17 protein-coding genes and 1 tRNA gene are annotated in these 19159 nt (G+C 53.6%); 16 read left to right on the top strand and 2 right to left on the bottom strand.

Features of this window, described 5'->3' with window-relative positions; genetic code table 11:
• Nucleotides 1–5 precede the first annotated feature (5 nt).
• The 13 genes from lgt to FMM01_RS01540 all read left to right on the top strand — a co-directional run bounded on the left by lgt (nt 6) and on the right by FMM01_RS01540 (nt 15466).
• On the top strand, nt 6–848 hold the full coding sequence (lgt, locus tag FMM01_RS01485; protein WP_150391494.1) for a prolipoprotein diacylglyceryl transferase: 843 nt from the start codon (nt 6–8) through the stop codon (nt 846–848).
• A complete protein-coding gene (locus FMM01_RS01490; protein ID WP_035439731.1) occupies nt 838–1869 on the top strand; it encodes an NAD(P)H-dependent glycerol-3-phosphate dehydrogenase in 1032 nt (343 codons plus the stop codon). Before lgt ends, FMM01_RS01490 begins: the two co-directional genes overlap by 11 nt.
• Before the next feature lie 24 nt (nt 1870–1893).
• Nucleotides 1894–2736 (top strand): UTP--glucose-1-phosphate uridylyltransferase, encoded by an 843-nt coding sequence (locus FMM01_RS01495; RefSeq protein WP_027827519.1) that lies wholly within the window; start codon nt 1894–1896, stop codon nt 2734–2736.
• A 74-nt stretch (nt 2737–2810) separates the two neighbouring features.
• Complete coding sequence (gene trxB / locus FMM01_RS01500) at nt 2811–3764, top strand: thioredoxin-disulfide reductase (RefSeq protein WP_027827518.1); 954 nt, start codon at nt 2811–2813, stop codon at nt 3762–3764.
• A 211-nt stretch (nt 3765–3975) separates the two neighbouring features.
• A complete protein-coding gene (locus FMM01_RS01505) occupies nt 3976–5700 on the top strand; it encodes a phospho-sugar mutase (RefSeq protein ID WP_150391495.1) in 1725 nt (574 codons plus the stop codon).
• A gap of 169 nt (nt 5701–5869) precedes the next feature.
• Nucleotides 5870–6517 (top strand): HD domain-containing protein, encoded by a 648-nt coding sequence (locus FMM01_RS01510; RefSeq protein ID WP_150391496.1) that lies wholly within the window; start codon nt 5870–5872, stop codon nt 6515–6517.
• A gap of 348 nt (nt 6518–6865) precedes the next feature.
• Nucleotides 6866–8875, top strand: a complete 2010-nt coding sequence (gene uvrB / locus FMM01_RS01515; RefSeq protein WP_150391497.1) for an excinuclease ABC subunit UvrB — start codon at nt 6866–6868, stop codon at nt 8873–8875.
• Nucleotides 8876–8879: 4 nt separating this feature from the next.
• Complete coding sequence (uvrA, locus tag FMM01_RS01520) at nt 8880–11768, top strand: excinuclease ABC subunit UvrA (protein ID WP_063515299.1); 2889 nt, start codon at nt 8880–8882, stop codon at nt 11766–11768.
• 72 nt (nt 11769–11840) lie between these two features.
• Nucleotides 11841–12002 (top strand): hypothetical protein, encoded by a 162-nt coding sequence (locus tag FMM01_RS16145; RefSeq protein ID WP_190973426.1) that lies wholly within the window; start codon nt 11841–11843, stop codon nt 12000–12002.
• A gap of 91 nt (nt 12003–12093) precedes the next feature.
• Complete coding sequence (gene rapZ, locus FMM01_RS01525; protein ID WP_063515298.1) at nt 12094–12984, top strand: RNase adapter RapZ; 891 nt, start codon at nt 12094–12096, stop codon at nt 12982–12984.
• Complete coding sequence (locus tag FMM01_RS01530; protein ID WP_027827512.1) at nt 12981–14024, top strand: gluconeogenesis factor YvcK family protein; 1044 nt, start codon at nt 12981–12983, stop codon at nt 14022–14024. Before rapZ ends, FMM01_RS01530 begins: the two co-directional genes overlap by 4 nt.
• Before the next feature lie 4 nt (nt 14025–14028).
• Entirely contained in the window at nt 14029–14991 is a 963-nt protein-coding gene (gene whiA / locus FMM01_RS01535) for a DNA-binding protein WhiA (protein ID WP_027827511.1), read from the top strand.
• 4 nt (nt 14992–14995) lie between these two features.
• Nucleotides 14996–15466 (top strand): MarR family winged helix-turn-helix transcriptional regulator, encoded by a 471-nt coding sequence (locus FMM01_RS01540; RefSeq protein WP_027827510.1) that lies wholly within the window; start codon nt 14996–14998, stop codon nt 15464–15466.
• An 87-nt stretch (nt 15467–15553) separates the two neighbouring features.
• Here the strand turns inward: FMM01_RS01540 and clpP are convergent, their stop codons facing one another.
• Together clpP and FMM01_RS16610 are read right to left on the bottom strand one after the other, a co-directional pair.
• Nucleotides 15554–16150 (bottom strand): ATP-dependent Clp endopeptidase proteolytic subunit ClpP, encoded by a 597-nt coding sequence (gene clpP / locus FMM01_RS01545; protein ID WP_027827509.1) that lies wholly within the window; start codon nt 16148–16150, stop codon nt 15554–15556.
• Between the two features lie 173 nt (nt 16151–16323).
• The gene (locus FMM01_RS16610; protein WP_258456733.1) at nt 16324–16458 is read right to left on the bottom strand and encodes a hypothetical protein; all 135 of its coding nucleotides are present in this window, start codon (nt 16456–16458) and stop codon (nt 16324–16326) included.
• Between the two features lie 126 nt (nt 16459–16584).
• Between FMM01_RS16610 and FMM01_RS01550 the strand changes: the two genes are divergently transcribed.
• The 3 genes from FMM01_RS01550 to gap all read left to right on the top strand — a co-directional run bounded on the left by FMM01_RS01550 (nt 16585) and on the right by gap (nt 19110).
• Nucleotides 16585–16656 (top strand) — tRNA-Arg (locus FMM01_RS01550).
• Between the two features lie 355 nt (nt 16657–17011).
• Nucleotides 17012–18049 (top strand): sugar-binding transcriptional regulator, encoded by a 1038-nt coding sequence (locus FMM01_RS01555; protein ID WP_063515297.1) that lies wholly within the window; start codon nt 17012–17014, stop codon nt 18047–18049.
• A gap of 38 nt (nt 18050–18087) precedes the next feature.
• On the top strand, nt 18088–19110 hold the full coding sequence (gap, locus tag FMM01_RS01560; RefSeq protein WP_027827507.1) for a type I glyceraldehyde-3-phosphate dehydrogenase: 1023 nt from the start codon (nt 18088–18090) through the stop codon (nt 19108–19110).
• Nucleotides 19111–19159: the final 49 nt, after the last annotated feature.

A 19159-nucleotide genomic window follows, 5' to 3' on the forward strand; every position in this document is an offset into this window, starting at 1 on the left:
GATCTATGTTGTCACTTGCTGCCCTGAATCCCGTGGCGCTGCGCCTGGGATCACTGCAAATCAAATGGTACGGCGTACTGATCGCCACCGGTGTGGTGATTGCCGTTATTCTTTCCATGCGGGAGGCGAATCGGCGTCAGATCAGCCCTGACGATATCGTCGATTTGTTATTATGGATGCTGCCGATCGGTGTGATCGGGGCCAGGACGTACTACGTGATTTTCCGCTGGTCATACTACGCCGCCAATCCCGGCGAGATTTTTGCCATTTGGGAGGGCGGTTTGGCCATTTACGGCGGAATCATCGCTGGGCTGATTGTGCTGGTCGTGTATTGTTATTACCGGATGCTGCCGGCCTGGCTGGTGCTGGATATTGTGGCGCCGACCGTGCTGCTGGCCCAGGCCATTGGCCGCTGGGGCAACTTTATGAACCAGGAAGCATTTGGCGCGAAAACGACCAGGGCGTTTCTAGAGAGCATTCATTTGCCGACTTTTATCATTAACCAGATGAATATCAACGGGGTATATCATCAGCCGGACTTCTTATATGAGTCGATGTGGAGCCTGCTGGGCGTCATTCTGCTGCTGGCCCTGCGTCATCGGGAGCACTTATTTAAACGCGGCGAAGTGGTATTGAGCTACGTGGCCTGGTACTCCTTCGCGCGGTTCTGGATCGAGGGCACGCGGACGGACAGTCTGTATCTGTTCGGCCCCGTTCGGGTGTCTCAGTTATTGTCTGCGATCCTCTTCGTCGGTGCAGTGTTTTTGATTATCTACCGGCGCGTACGCAAGCCAAATAATCCTTGGTATCTTGATGGAAGTGGGTTGAAATATCCTTATGAACGCTAAGCGACAATTGCATCTCACCGTGCTCGGGTCTGGTTCCTGGGGCAGTGTATTGGCGGATGTCTTGGCAAAAAACGGCCATGCCGTCACGATTTATGGCCGCAATCCCCAAGAAATTGCTGAAATCAACGAACACCATACGAACACGCACTACATTGCCAATTTGCACATGGACGAGAGTATTGCAGCGACGACGGACTTGCGCCAAGCGGTCACCGGCGCAGCAGCCATTTTCTTTGTAATTCCTACTCAAGCCATTCGCTCGGTGGCGGAAAAGGTTGGTGCTATCTTAAATGAAGAGGGCAACCGGCCGTTCCTGATCTCGGCCGCAAAGGGGCTGGAAGAAGGCTCACTGGATCGTATTTCTCAAGTCTTGAGTCAATCAATCCCGGCGGCTGTCCGCGGCGATATTGTGATCCTGTCCGGGCCCAGCCACGCGGAAGATGTGGCCAAGCGGGATATTACGACCCTTACCGCAGCGTCTGCTAACGATGATGCCGCGGCGTGGGTCCAGTGGATCGTGATGAATGATTTCATGCGGATCTATACCAGCCCAGATGTTGTCGGGGTGGAGCTGGGCGGCGCAATCAAGAACGTGATCGCCATCGGTGCCGGCGCCATCCATGGGCTGGGTTATGGGGATAATACGAAAGCCGCTTTGATGACCCGGGGCTTAGCCGAAATGGCTCGGCTGGGGGTGGCCTTCGGTGCAGATCCCCTGACGTTCAGCGGCCTCTCTGGTCTCGGCGATTTGATCGTGACCTGCACCAGTACGAATTCCCGGAATTGGCGCTGCGGCAATCGATTGGGGCAAGGCGAACCCTTGCAGCACATTTTGGATACCATGGGCATGGTGGTCGAAGGCGTGCCTACCGCGAAGGCGGCCCATGACTTGAGCAGTCAAGCACAAGTGGATATGCCGATTTGCGAAGCTATTTATGAAGTGCTGTATCGCCAGCGGCCGCTGCAAGACAGTATCGATGCCTTGATGGGCCGAATCGCTAAGCCGGAGATTGATTTTTAACAGACAGTAAAGGAGCATTCGTTTATGGTGAAAGCCGTCATCGCTGCCGGCGGTCTGGGGGGTTCCCTCATGCCGCTGACCAAGGCCGTGGCCAAAGAGATCATGCCCTTGGGCGGCCGCCCAGTCATTGATTACATTGTGCGGGAACTGCAGGCCAATGGCATCACCGATATTCTCTTGGTGGCCAACAAGAGCAAACAGGCCATCGAGGATTATTTCGATTCGGCGCCGGAATTGGAGCATCTCCTGCGGGCGAAGGGCGATACGGCCCAGCTTGCCGATATTGCTGCTTCTACAGCGGTGAATTTGCACTTTATCCGCCAGCAAGCCGCGGATGGCATCGGCAGTGCCCTGGCTTTGGCCGAGGATTTCATTGATGGGGAAGACTTCTGTTTCGTCCTGTCGGATGATGTGCTGCCGCTGCCAACCACGTTGCTGCAGCAGTTGTGGCAGGCCCACACGGCCAGCGGCCAGCAAATGCTGGCGACGGTGCCGATTGCGGCCAAGCAAAGCGAGCAATATGGGATCGTGGAGTGGGCGGACAAAGCGGCCGGCCAGATCAAGCGGATTGCTGAAAAGCCGACGCCGGCCACGGCGCCTAGCCAGGATGCAGTCTTCGGCCGGTATGTGTTTTCGGCCGCCATTTTTGATCAACTGGCCCAATATCCCGCAGATCAACAACAATTTGCCCAAGCGCTGAATGCTTTGGCGGCTGAAGGAAATCTGACCGGGCTGCCCTATGGTGGTCCTCGGGAAAACATCGACGGCCGCCTCAGTCTGTTGGAAGCCAATATTGACCTGGCACTGACTGATCCGGATACTGCCGCACCGCTGCGCGCCTATTTGCGCAGGCTGGTCAGCGACTGAGCCAAGTGGTAGATTTATTAGTAGAATTCATGTATAGTATGACATGTACTTATTTTTAGTAAGGAGTGTTGCTGATGGCCAAAGAATATGATGTCGTCGTGATCGGTGCAGGACCGGGCGGCATGACTGCCGCGTTGTATGCTGCCCGTTCCAATCTGCGGGTGGTCATGCTGGACCGCGGGATTTATGGCGGCCAGATGAACAACACCGCAGCGATTGAAAATTATCCTGGGTTTACCGATGTGCTTGGCCCCGAGTTGGGGGAGAAGATGTACGCGACAGCAGAACAAGCCGGCGTGGAATATGCTTACGGTGAAGTAAGCAGCATCGAAGACCACGGCGCCACCAAGCTGATTCACACGGACGAAGACGATTACGAAGCTAAGGCGGTCGTATTAGCCACCGGGGCGGAACACCGCAAGGTTGGCGTGCCTGGCGAAGAAGAGTATTCGGGCCGAGGCGTATCGTACTGTGCAGTCTGCGACGGCGCTTTCTTCAAAGGTCAGCCGTTAGCCGTCATCGGCGGCGGCGATTCAGCCGTTGAGGAAGGCCTGTACCTGGCCCAATTATCACCGGATGTACACGTACTGCATCGCCGGGATCAATTGCGCGCCCAGAAGGTCTTGCAGGACCGGGCGTTTGCCAATGACCACATGCATTTTGTTTGGAACACCCAGTTGCAATCCATTGATGGCGACGGGAAGAAGGTCACCGGTGTCACTTATAAAGATAAAGTGACCGGTGAAGAGAAACAGATCGCGGTCGGCGGTGTCTTCATTTATGTGGGCATTACGCCGATGACCGCTGCTTTTAAGAATCTGCCGATTTTAGACGATCAAGGCTGGATCATCACCGACGATCATATGCGGACCAAGGTGCCTGGCGTTTTTGCTGTCGGCGATGCCCGGCAAAAGGATCTGCGCCAAATCACCACTGCCGTTGGTGAAGGCGGCCTCGCCGGTCAGCAGGTTTACCACTATATCCAAGAATTGGGCGACAAAGTATCCGCCACGCAGGCGCACGCTTAATTACCCTGACCAAACAGTCTATTGTGAATTGAGAAGCGCTTGTCCTGTGGACAGGCGCTTTTTTACAACGCTCAGGTAAAATGTTTAGTAAATATAAAGAAACGTTTACCATTGATTTAGTAATTTTTTTGAGGGCTTACATCATCGCTTTTCCCAACAACCATGTATAATGAAAGTGGAATCAAAAATTGGTTTTAGGAGGCTGTTATCGATGAGCTGGCAAGATAATTATCAGCAATGGCAACAAGCTACCCTCGTACCCGATTTAGCCGAGGAACTGACTCAGATGAAAGGGCATGAAGACGATCTGGAAGACGCCTTTACTGCTCCGATGGAGTTTGGTACCGCCGGCATGCGCGGCGTGATGGGTCCGGGCATCAATCGGATGAATATTTACACCGTGCGCCAAGCCACTGAGGGCTTGGCCCGGTTTATGGACAAGTTACCCGCAGAGCAAAAGCAGCAGGGGGTCGCGATTAGTTTCGATTCCCGCTATCATTCCCAAGAGTTTGCGCATGAATCCGCGCGGGTCTTAGGGGCCCACAAGATTCCATCGTTTGTCTTTGACTCCCTGCGGCCGACTCCGGAACTGTCCTTCACGATTCGGCACCTGCACACTTATGCTGGGATCATGATCACCGCGAGTCACAACCCGAAGCAATACAACGGCTATAAGATCTATGGGCCGGATGGCGGTCAGATGCCGCCGGAAGAGGCCGATACGATCACCAAGTACATCCGCGAAGTGACGGATATCTTCAATATTCCCGTCGTTCAAGAACAGAAGCTGCGGGAAGCCAAAATCATGAGCTTGATCGGTGAAGATGTGGACGAAGCTTACTTGGCGGCGTTGAAGTCTGTCACCATCAATCCGGATTTGATTGCCAGTGACGGCAAGGACATGAAGCTGATTTACAGTCCGCTGCACGGGACCGGCAAGGTCTTGGCCCAACGGGTACTGCAGGGCGCTGGCTTCCAGGCCGTCCGCATCGTGCCGAAGCAGGCCATTTTGGATCCTGAATTTCCGACGACACCGTTCCCGAACCCTGAATTCCCCCAAGCCTTTGACTTGGCAATTCAATTGGGCAAGGAAGAATCCGCGGATGTACTGATCGCCACGGACCCGGATGCCGACCGATTAGGCACGGCAGTGCGGCTGCCCAACGGCGAGTATCAGCTGCTGACGGGGAACCAGATCGCCAGCATCATGCTGCATTACATTTTGACGGCCCGGAAGAATGCCGGCACATTGCCTAAGAATGGGGCCGTCGTGAAGTCCTTTGTATCTACTGAATTGGCCACTAAGATTGCCGAAAGTTTCGGCATGCAGATGATCAATGTGGAGACCGGCTTCAAGTTTATCGCCGAGCAGATCGAACACTTTGAAGAAACCGGCGAGCACGAATTCCTCTTCGGCTTCGAAGAGAGTTATGGTTACCTGATCAAGCCGTTCGTGCGGGATAAGGATGCCATGCAGGCGACACTGCTGCTGGCGGAAGTGGCGGCCTACTATAAGCACCAAGGCAAGACGCTATATGACGGCTTGCAAGAGCTGTACAAGGAATACGGCTACTTCGCGGAGAAGACCGTTTCCCAAGACTTCCCGGGTATCAAGGGCGCTGAAGAAATGAGTGCCTTGATGGCCAAGTTCCGGAAAGAAGAGCCCAGCGAGTTTGCCGGCGTTAAGGTTGCCCGGACCGAAGACTACAAGGCCGGCCAAGCCAAGTTGGCGGATGGCAGCACGGAGAAGCTGACGCTGCCGAAGTCCGATGTTTTGAAGTTCATCTTGAGCGATGGCACCTGGATCGCCATTCGGCCGTCTGGGACGGAGCCGAAGATCAAGTATTATGTGGGCACTCAGTCTGATTCCCAAGACGCGGCCCACAAGCGTTTGGATGACTTTGAACAGGCGCTGACTGCCTTCACTAAAGCGTAATGGTTGGTCTATCTTTTGAAAATGTAATGAAATAACTTTCAGCCCCATTGACACGTTGCTGCCGGTGGGGCTGAATTGTCTATTGGCAGAGAATCTGTCATGCTTGTACTGGGTGTCCGGACGTGGTAACATACGGACAATTCAAAATCAGAAATGGAGAGTGGTCTGGATGGGTCTGCATCAGTACATCACGGGGTTAACAAATTTGGAATGGTTGGATCGGGCGCCGGGGTTCTTCAAGTATCAGCAGCATTCCGTTGCTGCCCATTCATTTAAGGTGGCAGCGATCGCCCAAATGCTGGGCGACATTGAGGAACAGGCCGGAAACACCATCGACTGGAAGATGCTGTACGAAAAATCATTGAACCATGATTATACGGAACGGTTCATCGGGGACATTAAGACCCCGGTGAAGTACGCCACTCCGGAGCTGCGGCATATGCTGGCCCGGGTGGAGGATCATATGACTGAGAACTTCATTCAGAATGAAGTTCCGGAAGAACTGCAGGACATTTACCGTCGGCGGTTGTCAGAGGGCAAAGATGATTCGCTGGAAGGTAAAATCTTGTCGGTGGCCGATAAGGTGGATCTGCTGTATGAGTCCTTTGGGGAAATCCAAAAGGGCAATCCGGAGACAGTGTATATGGATATTTTCAAGGAGAGCTTGACAACGATCGTATCATTTAAAGCGATGCCGTCGGTGCAGTATTTCTTGGAGAACATCATGCCGGATCTGTTGAATGAGGACTTTTCGGATCGGGATAAGCTGGCCGCGATTACGAAGCAGATCGTGCCGGCGTATCATGTGGCGCGGTAGGCTGGCTTCTTCTAACCGGGCTCAGGCGACCAGAAGTTGGCTGGTCTCTGCTTAAACGGGCTCCGCCGACCAGAAGCTAGGTGACTGCCGCCCCTAAACGGGCTCAGGCGACCAGAAGCTAGGGGATAAGGACGGCCAGGCAAAAACCCAAAACCGGGGTTTGTGCCTGGCCGTCCTTATCCCTACGCTTCTGACCGGTCGCCTTCGCCCTCTCTGGCGAAAGTATGTTCTCTGTGGTACAATATTTCTGTTGAATTAGTAGTACGTAATATGCGGCGCAAGAGTCATTTTTTGGCTTTTGCGCTTCGTTCGCTTATCAGCTTTTGTGGAGGAGGATTTTGCCTAACTATGATTACACGTCAACCTGACAGACCATTTGATTTGGTTTCGAAATACAAGCCGGCCGGGGATCAGGGTAAAGCGATTGCCCGGATCACGAAGGACTTCCAGCAAGGGGATAAAGAGGTTGTCCTGGAAGGGGCGACGGGGACTGGTAAGACGTTCACGATGGCGAACGTGATTGCGAGGCTGAACAAGCCGACATTGGTCATTTCCCACAACAAAACGCTGGCTGGTCAATTATATGGCGAGTTCAAGGAATTCTTCCCCCACAACCGGGTGGAGTACTTTGTCAGTTATTATGATTACTATCAGCCTGAAGCCTATGTGCCCTCCAGTGATACGTATATTGAAAAAGATGCCAGCATTAATGATGAGATCGATAAATTGCGCCACTCCGCGACCAGTGCACTGTTGGAGCGTAATGACGTCATTGTGGTGGCCAGTGTGTCCTGTATTTTCGGGTTGGGGGATCCTAAGGAATATGCCAAGAGCGTAATCTCTTTGCGCCAAGGGATGCAGATCGACCGGAATACATTGCTCCGGGAACTGGTCGGGATTCAATTCGAACGCAATGATATCGACTTTCAACGGGGCCGCTTCCGAGTCCGGGGGGACGTGGTGGAAATCTTCCCCGCCTCCAACGACGAAAATGCGATTCGGGTCGAGTTTTTTGGGGATGAAATTGATCGCATCGTCGAAGTAGATGCGCTGACCGGCGAGATTATCGGGACCCGGGATCAGGTATCGATCTTTCCGGCGACCCACTTTATGACCAACGACGAACAGATGGAGGGCGCCATCAAGCGCATCCAGACTGAACTGCAGGGCCAACTGAAGAATTTCCGGGAGCACGGCAAACTATTGGAGGCCCAGCGGCTGGAACAGCGAACCAATTACGACATCGATATGATGCGGGAAATGGGCTACACCAACGGGATCGAGAACTACTCGGCCCCCTTGGAAGGCCGCGCGCCGGGCGTGCCGCCCCATACGCTGCTGGATTTCTTCCCAGATGATTTCAATATTATGATTGATGAATCCCACGTCACGATGCCTCAGATTCGCGGCATGTATAATGGCGACCGGGCGCGGAAGCAGATGCTGGTGGACTACGGCTTCCGCTTGCCCAGTGCCCGGGATAACCGGCCGTTGAAGCTGAATGAGTTTGAGGAACACGTCAAACGGATTCTGTATGTTTCCGCTACGCCGGGACCCTATGAAATGGACCGGACCCAGGACCATGTCCCCCAGATCATTCGGCCGACCGGGTTACTTGACCCCATCATTGAAGTCCGGCCAATTATGGGTCAGATCGATGATATGGTCGGTGAGATCAATCAGCGCGTGGAGAAACACGAGCGGGTTTTCATCACGACGATGACGAAGAAAATGGCCGAAGACTTAACCGATTATCTCAAAGAAATGGGTATGAAGGTGCGCTACCTCCACTCAGATATCAAGACTTTGGAACGGACTCAGATCATTCGCGACCTGCGGCTCGGTGTATTTGATGTCTTGATCGGGATCAACCTGCTGCGGGAAGGGATCGATGTTCCGGAAGTTTCACTGATTTGTATTCTTGATGCCGACAAGGAAGGCTTCCTCCGGTCTGCCCAGTCGCTGACCCAGATCATTGGCCGAGCGTCGCGGAACGTCAACGGTAAAGTGATTATGTACGCCGACAAGGTGACGGATTCGATGCAAGAGGCCATTGCTAAGACCCGTGGCCGGCGCAAGGTACAAGAGGCCTTCAACGAGGCGCACGACGTCACCCCGACGACGATTGTCAAGCCGATTCGGGATGCCATTTCAGTCATGCGGCCGGCGGATGACGCTGATGAAGCGACCAAAGAGAAGACGGCCAGTGTGGATCTGAGTACAATGACGAAGAAGGAACGTACTGAATTGATCAATAATTTGACGGAACAAATGCAGAATGCCGCCAAGAAGCTGGACTTCGAAACGGCGGCCACGCTGCGCGATACTATCTTAGAATTGAAAGCGGAAGTGGATTAAACATATGGCCAACGACAAAATCATTATTCATGGTGCCCGGGCCCACAATCTGAAGAACATTGACGTGACGATCCCCCGGGATAAGCTGGTGGTCATCACTGGCCTGTCCGGGTCAGGAAAGAGTTCGCTGGCCTTCGACACGCTGTACGCCGAAGGTCAGCGGCGCTATGTCGAAAGTCTGTCAGCCTATGCCCGGCAGTTCCTCGGGCAGATGCAGAAGCCTGATGTGGACAGCATTGACGGATTATCGCCGGCAATTTCGATCGATCAGAAAACGACCTCTAAGAACCCGCGGTCCACGGTCGGCACAGTGACCGAGATCAATGACTACTTACGGCTATTGTGGGCCCGGGTGGGTCATCCCATCTGCCCTAACGACGGCACACCGATCCAAAGCCAGTCGGTGGACCAAATGGTCGCCCGCACGCTGGCTCTGCCGGAGGGGTCCCGGATTCAAATTATGTCCCCGATCGTCCGCCAAAAGAAGGGTACCCAGAAAAAAGAATTTGCCCGGGTGAAGCGGGAGGGCTATGTCCGCCTGCGGGTCGACGGGGAGACCTACGATGTGAGCGAAGCGCCGGAACTGGATAAGAACAAGAAACACGATGTGGACATCGTGGTTGACCGGATCGTGGTTCGGGATAATGTGCGGTCACGGCTTTTCGATTCCCTAGAGGCTGCCCTGCGGCTATCTGATGGGTACGCTAATGTGGATGTGATCGGCGGAGAGCCGCTGGTCTTTTCTGAACACTATGCGTGCCCCATCTGCGGATTTACCGTGGGTGAGCTTGAACCGCGGCTGTTTTCGTTCAATGCGCCGTTTGGTGCCTGTCCCGACTGTGATGGACTGGGCATGAAGCTGTCGGTGGACCCGGATCTGGTCGTCCCTGATGATACGAAGACACTGCGGGAAGGGGCCATTGCACCCTGGAACCCAATCAGTTCTCAGTATTATCCGGAATTGCTGGCCCAGGCGGCCGCCGCCTTCCATATTGATTTGGATACGCCGTTTAAGGACTTGCCGAAGAAAGATAGGGACCTGGTCATGAACGGTTCCGGCGGCAAAGAATTCCACTTCCATTATGAAAACGACTTTGGCGGCGTACGGGATGTTGATGTGGCCTTCGAGGGCGTCCTTACGAACATTGCCCGGCGTTATCGGGATACCAACAGTGACTTTACCCGAGATCAAATGCGGTTGTACATGACCGAACTGACCTGCCCGACCTGCCACGGCAAGCGGCTGAACCGTCAAGCCCTGAGCGTTAAGGTCAGCGGCGAGGATATTGCCGAAGTTTCTGACCTGTCAATCAAGGATGCACTCCCGTTCTTTAAGCAGGTCGAATTGTCTGAACAAGAAGCCGTCATTGCCAAGCCGATTTTGAAGGAAGTGCGGGATCGGCTCACTTTCCTGCGTAATGTGGGCCTGGATTATTTAACCCTGTCCCGGGCGGCTGGTACGTTGTCCGGTGGGGAGGCCCAGCGGATTCGATTAGCTACCCAGATCGGTTCCAATCTGTCCGGGGTGCTGTATATTCTGGATGAACCCTCCATTGGTTTGCACCAGCGGGACAATGACCGGTTGATTTCGTCGTTGAAAAAAATGCGGGATTTGGGGAACACCTTAATCGTTGTTGAGCACGATGAAGACACCATGCGGGCGGCGGATTACTTGATCGATATTGGACCCGGCGCGGGTGAAAAGGGCGGCGAAGTGATGGCCGCCGGTACCCCAGCCCAGGTTGCGAAAAATCCGAAATCGTTGACGGGGCAGTATCTGGCAGGGAAAAAGTTTGTGCCGGTACCGCTCGAACGGCGCAGCGGCAATGGCAAAAAGATCCGCATCACCGGGGCCGCAGAAAACAATCTGAAGGATATTGATGTGGACTTCCCCCTGGGCAAGTTCATTGTGGTTACCGGAGTCTCTGGTTCCGGCAAGTCGACGCTGGTCAACCAGATCTTGAAGCGGGCGCTGGCGCAGAAGCTGAACCATAATTCCCACAAAGCGGGGAAGTACAAGAACATCACCGGCTACAAGAATATTGATAAATTGGTGGATATCGACCAAAGCCCGATCGGCCGGACCCCCCGGAGCAACCCGGCTACCTATACCAGTGTCTTTGATGATATTCGCGACCTGTTTGCCAAGACTAATGAAGCGAAGATTCGCGGGTATTCCAAGGGCCGCTTCAGTTTCAACGTCAAGGGCGGCCGTTGCGAGACCTGTAAGGGTGACGGGATCATTCGAATCGAAATGAACTTCCTGCCGGATATTTATGTGCCCTGCGAAGTCTGCCACGGCACCCGGTATAATTCCGAGACGTTGGAAGTCACCTATCACGGGAAGAACATTGCCCAAGTTTTGGACATGACCGTGGCTGAGGCGCTGGATTTCTTTAAAGCCATTCCGAAGATCACCCGTAAGCTGCAGACTATTGTTGACGTGGGCTTGGGTTACGTGAAAATGGGTCAACCGGCCACGACCCTGTCCGGCGGCGAAGCCCAGCGGATGAAGCTGGCCTCTGAACTGTACAAGAAGTCCACCGGCAGCAATTTCTACATCCTCGATGAACCCACCACCGGTCTGCACACCGATGATATCAAGCGCTTGCTGACGGTCTTGCAGCGACTGGTAGATGAGGGCAACACCGTGCTGATCATTGAGCATAATCTGGATGTGGTCAAGAGCGCCGACTGGCTGATCGATCTCGGTCCAGAAGGCGGCGATGGCGGCGGCACCGTGATCGCCACCGGCACCCCCGAACACGTCGCTACTGTAGCGGCAAGCTACACCGGCCAATACCTCGGTCCTATTCTTGACCGGGATAAAGCCCGGACGGAAAACGCAGTAGCAGCTAAGAAAAAGAAAACGCCGGTAAAGGCGAAGAAATAGTTCTAATCTGGATTAAGGCAAGGTAATTTGTTCTGGTCGATCTAGTGCCAATGCGCAGCAAGCGGAGGCAAAATGGGCTCAGCCGTGCAACCACACGGCGGCTTGCCGCCGATGTGGTTAGGCGTGTTTGAGACTGCGCAGCAGGCTCAAACCGCCGTCACAGCGTTCCAGCCCATTTTGCCGGAGCTTGCGGAGCATTGGCACGGCAGTACACCGGACATCACCTTGCCTTAATCCTCTTTTTAATTGCCAACAATTAATTTGCCCCATGAAGGACACGCCCGGCTGTGTTATAATGTCCATGCAAAAGAAAAGGAGTGTGCGTATGGCCTCAAATAATCCATTAGATGTGGTCATTATCACCGGTATGAGCGGCGCCGGCAAAACCATTGCCGCCCAAGCCTTCGAAGATTTAGGCTATTTCGTCATTGATAACATGCCGCCGTCTCTATTACCCAAGTTCTGGGAACTGGTCCGTGAATCCGGATCGATTCAAAAGGTCGCGCTGGTCATCGACCTGCGCTCCCGGGCATTCTATGACCAGATTATTTCCATGCTGGCCGATCTGGACAACGCCAATACCGTACGCACCCGGATCCTCTTCCTGGATGCCTCGAATTCTGAGCTGGTCGCCCGCTATAAGGAGACCCGCCGCTCCCATCCGTTAGCAATGGACGGTCGGCTGCTGGAGGGCATTAAGCTGGAACGCGAGCTGCTCACCGAGATGAAGAATCGGGCACAAATTGTGATCGACACCTCGAACATGTCGCCTCGGCAATTACGGGAAGAGATTTTCGGCCACTTCAAGGAATCCGGTGATACGCCGTTTCACATTGAAGTGATGTCCTTCGGTTATAAATATGGCATTCCCATTGATGCCGATATCGTCATGGACGTCCGGTTTTTACCGAATCCGTACTACATTCCAGCGTACAAGCCGCTCACGGGTTTGGATAAGCCCGTTTATGATTATGTGATGAACCAGCCGGAGACTGAGAAATTCTACCAGCAATTCATTGATCTGTTGTGGCTGACGATGCCGGGTTACCAGCGAGAGGGCAAGACTAGTATGACCATTGCCATCGGCTGTACTGGCGGTCAGCATCGCAGTGTGGCGATTGCCCAGCGGCTGGCTCAGGACTTAGGCAAGAAGTATTCCGTGGATGTGACTCATCGGGATATGCATCGGCGAAAGGAGACGGTGAACCGCTCATGAATGGAGACAACCGCATTATTCGCGTCATCCGCGGCCGCCGACCCAAAGTCGTCGTTATTGGCGGCGGCACCGGCCTGCCAGTTATTTTATCCAGCCTGCGCCAGGAGAACGCTGACATCACTGCGGTCGTGACTGTGGCCGATGATGGCGGCTCCTCCGGCGTTTTGCGCAACTACATCAATGTTGTGCCGCCCGGGGATATCCGCAATGTCCTGGTGGCATTATCGGAATTATCCGATTCAGAGTTGCGGATTTTCCAATACCGCTTTAACAGTTCCGACGCCTTTCTCTCTGGTCATGCCATTGGCAATCTGATCATTACTGCGCTGGCGGAAATGGATGGCGATATTTTCACTGCTGTTCAGGAATTGTCGGCGATGATGAAAGTGGACGGGCACGTCTATCCCGTGGCGGATGTCCCGCTGACTCTGAACGCTGAGTTCACCGACGGCTCCACCCGCCAGGGGGAGACTGAGATCTCCGGTGCCGGCAAACGCATCCAGCGCGTGTGGGTAACCCAGAAGGACAACCCCGCTGAACCGCCGGAAGCGGCCGATCAGGTGATTGACGCGATCATGGACGCCCAAGTCGTGGTGCTGGGTCCGGGCTCGCTGTTCACCAGTATTCTGCCGAATCTGATGATCGACAATGTGCATCACGCGCTGCGCCATACCGCGGCCAACATTACCTATATTTGCAATATCATGACTCAGAAGGGTGAGACCGAGAACTTTTCTGACGCCGACCATGTGGCGGTATTGAACCGCCATCTCGGCGGCAACTACATCGATACTGTCCTGGTCAATACGGCGCCGGTACCGGAGAATTACATGGACCGCCAAAAGTATGATGAATACTTATACCAAGTGCGCCATGACTTCGATGGCTTACGGGCCTTTGGCTGCAATGTGATCTCCGACAATTTCTTGGACCTGCACGATCGCGGTGTTTTCCATAACGGCCGCAAGGTGGCCAAGGAGTTGCTGAATCTGGCGTTCCAAGCCAAACTGGATAAGCGCGGCAGAAAGGGCAGGGGGTGAGTCAATGGCGTCTTTCGCCAGTCAGGTGAAAAAGGAATTAACGCTATTGCCGGTCCATCGGCAGCACGCCCGGGCTGAGCTGGCTGCTTTGATTCGGATGAACGGTACACTGCGGTTAGTGGATCATCAATTTGTCCTTTCCGTGGCGACAGAGAATCCAGCCATTGCCCGGCGTATTTATGCCTTACTGAAGCAGGTGTATGCCGTTGAGGCGGAGCTGCTGGTCAGTCGGAAAATGAATTTACGCAAGAATTATAATTACGCGGTGCGCCTGCAGGGGGGCAGCCATCGGGTGCTCACCGACCTGTCGATCCTGCAAGATGATGCCCTGCATATCAGTCACCGGATCTCGTCGGATATCAGCAGCAAAGAACCGTTGCTGCGCTCCTACTTGCGGGGGGCCTTCCTTGCCGGCGGGTCGGTGAATGATCCTGAAACCAGCCGCTATCACTTAGAGATTTACTCCACATATGCCGATCATTCCCGGGATCTGTTGGCAGCCCTGCGGTCGTTTCACTTGAATGCCAAGGAAACAGCCCGGCGCAGCGGCTATATTGTCTACCTCAAAGAGGCGGAACAAGTCGCCGATTTTCTCCAATTGATCGGTGCGACCAATGCGATGCTGCAATTTGAGGATGTCCGCATCGTCCGGGACATGCGCAATTCAGTTAATCGGCTGGTCAATTGCGAGACCGCAAATATGAACAAGACGGTGAACGCTGCCGCCCGCCAGATCGAGAACATTGAATTGATTCAAGCAACAGTCGGCCTGAGCGCGTTATCCCCATCGCTCCGAGAAATTGCGACCATCCGGCTGGCTCATCCTGAGGTGTCGTTGAAAGAGCTTGGTGAATTGCTCCCCGGCGGCCCGGTGTCGAAATCCGGGGTCAATCACCGGCTGCGCAAAATCAATGCCTTCGCGGATACCTTGCGGCAAGGCAATTACAGTAACAGAAAGGAAGCATAAGCCTATGGCAACCCCTATTATTCTGGATGAACAACTCTGTTTTTCCATTTATCAGGCACATAAAGTATTCAATCGCTTCTATGCGAAGGCACTGGCGCCATTCCACCTCACCTATTCCCAATACATCGTGCTGCTCGCCTTGTGGCAGTATGGCACGCTGTCAGTGAAGGCTCTGGGCGAACGAGTTGGGCTGGATAGCGGCACCCTGACGCCGCTCTTGAAGCGGTTAGAAAAGGACGGCTGGTTAAGCCGGCAGCGCTCTAAGCGGGACGAACGGCGCTTGGACGTCCAGCTGACCGCCTATGGCCGCGACATGCAGGATAAAGTCGACGAGCGCGTCGGTACGTGCATGGAGTGGATCGGGCTGACCCCAGACCAATACAATCATGTCCGGGATGCAGTGTCCTCTGTCCGGGATCATTTGGCGGCGATTCCTGACGGCAATTTTGAAGATCTGCCGACGATGAGCAACTAGCGCCAACAAAAATAGCGGCGGCACATACCAGAATCTGGCATGTGCCGCCGCTATTATTTTTTAGTCGGGCCGAAGCCCAAGATTAAATTACTTCTTTGCTGCCGGTTGCGTCCGGTCCATGATCTGGTCGATCAAACCGTAATCCTTGGCTTGTTCAGCAGACATGTAGTTATCCCGTTCGGTATCGGCTTGGATCTTCTTCAGCGGCTGGCCAGTCGTGTCCGCCAAGATCTGGTTGATCTTGTTCCGGGTCTTCAAGATCTCTTCAGCAGCGATCTGGATATCCGTTTGCTGACCCTGGGCACCGCCTAAGGGTTGATGAATCAAGACGGTGGCGTTTGGCAGAGCAAAGCGCTTGCCCTTTGTGCCGGCAGTCAGCAGAATGGAGGCCATGGAAGCCGCCATCCCGATGGCAATCGTCTGCACGTCAGCCTTGACGAAATTCATGGTATCCATGATTGCCAAGCCGGACGTAATGACACCGCCCGGAGAGTTGATGTACAGGTAGATATCTTTATCGGAATCCTGGGCATCCAGGAACAGCAGTTGGGCGATAATCGAGTTGGCCATTTGGTCATTTACTTCGCCAGACAGCATGATGATGCGGTCCTTCAGTAACCGGGAGTAAATGTCATAGGCGCGCTCGCCCCGAGAAGTTTGTTCAATAACTGTAGGGACTAACATAGGTTCAGAAAACCTCCTTCAAAGAGCGCACCGCGACCGGTTCAGCCAAAATGCGGCGAGCAGCGGTGCGATGCATGGTGACAGGCAATTGGGTACTGTGGTAGGGCATCAACATGCCCACAATTAGCACTCATCAAGTTACTCTGCTAATTTACCACGAAAGAATCCAGGCGTCAACGGCGACGCTCATGTTTGTCCTTGGGGGCGGCCAAGCTTAGACCGGCAGCGACGATGGCGATCGTACCGGTGGTGATCAGCAAGACGCCGTTCACGATATGTAACACTTCGGCGGCAGTGTGTTTATCCATTGGGGAAGGCTCCTTTCTTAATTCAGTAACTGACTCCATCATAGCAAAGTTCTGTCGATTCTGGCGAAAAACTTCTGCGACCCCCTTGTAATTCCTCGGGGTTTCAGGTATTATATTTCAAGTGATGCGCTGTTAGTGTAATGGATCGCACGAAAGATTCCGGTTCTTTAGATGAGGGTTCGATTCCCCCACAGCGCATAGTGATTCAGAATGTTCCGCCCACCGATTGCTGTCGGTGGGCGGTTTTTTTGGTGGCTTCGGCCAGCCTGCCCCGGCCGACTGGGGCGTTTTTTGTCCAACCTGCTGAAAATATGTGCAAATTCCGAACAATTATTGATATTTTTGCGCAAAAAAGGGCTGAAAAGTGGCCCAAAACCAGGCCCAATGGGGTTTGCAGGAAGAAGCGCTGAACTTGCAAACCCCTACGGCGAGTGCTATATTGATAAGTGTCAGAGGGAGAACCGAAGTGAGTGGATCCCTTAAAATTTTCCCCTCACCGGGTCACTCTGTGACACCCTTGGACATAATGCGTCCCAGAGAGGGGTCAGATATCGTGCACGAAGAACTGGGGTGGATCGAGGCGCTCGCGCCGGATTTCCTATCTGTGCTTCGCCAACGGTATCAGGTCCTGCGCATGATCAGTTGGGCGTCCCCGATCGGCCGCCGCACACTGGCGGCTGAATTGGATGTAAGCGAGCGGGTGCTGCGCACGGAGACAGATTTCCTCCGTCGCCAGCGGCTGATCGACTCAACATCCGCCGGGATGGTCATCACCACCCATGGTCGAGAAGTTCTTCAAGGCTTGGAGAACTTCATGAATCAATTGGTTGGCATTCATGATGTGGAGAATCAATTAGCCCATGTGTTGGGTGTGGATCACGTCATGATTGTATCGGGTAACTGCGATACGCAGCCGAAGATTCTTGATGAGATGGGTGCGCTGGTGAATCAAACGCTGAACGCATTGCTGCCGGATGGCAGGAACGTCGTTGCCGTCATGGGCGGCAACACGATGGGCCATGTGGCGACCGCTCTTAGCCGTAGGCTGGGGCAGAACCGCCAGCTCATGTTCGTTCCCGCCCGCGGCGGTATCGGCGAACGGGTCGACATTCAGGCCAACACGATTTGTGCCGAGATGGCCCGTTCCACTGGCGGCGAGCATCGTGCCCTTTATCTTCCGGATAATGTGAGTGCCGATGTTTACGAGCCGCTTTTGAAAGAACCGAGTGTACGCCGGGTCCTTGATCTGATCGGTCATGCGACTGCGGTAGTCCACAGCGTGGGTGATGCCTTGGTCATGGCCAAGCGTCGTGAAATGGACGCGGCCACGATTCAGCTGTTGCAAAAGGATCAAGCAGTCGGCGAAGCCTTCGGCTATTTCTTCAATGAAGCCGGCCAGGTGGTTTACAAGGTACCGCGCATTGGCCTGCAAGTTTCTGATTTGCAGAAAATCCCGTACGTCGTCTGCATTGCTGGCGGAGCTTCCAAAGGCAAAGCAATTAAGGCGTACATGCATAGTGCACCGGAACATACGTGGTTGATCACGGATGAAGGTGCAGCTAAAGTGATTTTAAATGGGGCAACCCTTTAAAATATTATTGTTCAATTTCCTAAAGGAGGAAGTTTTGTATGACTGTCAAAATTGGTATCAACGGCTTCGGTCGTATCGGTCGTTTGGCTTTCCGTCGGATTTATGAATTAGGTGCTAAGTCCAACGATATTCAAGTTGTCGCTATCAACGATTTAACCAGCCCGGCAATGCTGGCTCATCTGTTGAAGTATGACTCCACTCATGGCACCTTCCCTGGTGAAGTGAGCGCGACTGACGACTCCATCGTCGTTGACGGCAAGAAGTACCGTGTATACGCTGAACCCCAAGCACAAAACATTCCTTGGGTTAAGAACGACGGCGTTGAATACGTTCTGGAATGCACCGGCTTCTATACTTCCAAGGCTAAGTCCCAAGCACACTTGGACGCTGGCGCAAAGCGGGTACTGATCTCAGCACCGGCTGGCAGCGACACAAAGACCATCGTTTACAACGTTAACGATGACACTTTGAACAGTGACGATCGTATCGTTTCTGCTGGTTCCTGCACAACTAACTGCTTGGCTCCTCTGGCTTACTTCGTCAACAACGAATTTGGTATCAAGGTTGGTACCATGACGACGGTTCACGCCTACACTTCCACTCAGATGCTGCTTGACGGCCCTGTACGTGGTGGCAACTTGCGTGCTGCTCGTTCTGCCGCTGTTAACACGATTCCCCACTCCACAGGTGCTGCTAAGGCCATTGGCTTGGTAATTCCTGAATTGAAGGGTGTCCTGAACGGCCATGCACAACGTGTGTCTGTTGTTGATGGTTCCTTGACTGAATTGGTTACTATCCTTGACAAGAAGGTTACTGCCGACGAAGTTAACGAAGCAATCAAGAAGCACACTGAAGGCAACGAAAGCTTCGGCTACAACGCTGATGAAATCGTATCTTCCGATGTTATCGGTACAACATACGGCTCCATCTTCGACCCGACCCAAACTGAAGTTGTTACTGCTGGCGACAACCAATTGGTTAAGACTGTTGCTTGGTACGACAACGAATATGGTTTCACTTGCCAGATGATTCGTACGCTGTTGAAGTTTGCCACTCTCTAATCTGAGCGTCCAGCTTTAATACGGCAATAACGTTGAGGCGGAGGGAGGT

It is taken from the genome of Schleiferilactobacillus harbinensis (assembly GCF_008694105.1).
GTDB classification, from domain to species: Bacteria; Bacillota; Bacilli; order Lactobacillales; family Lactobacillaceae; genus Schleiferilactobacillus; species Schleiferilactobacillus harbinensis.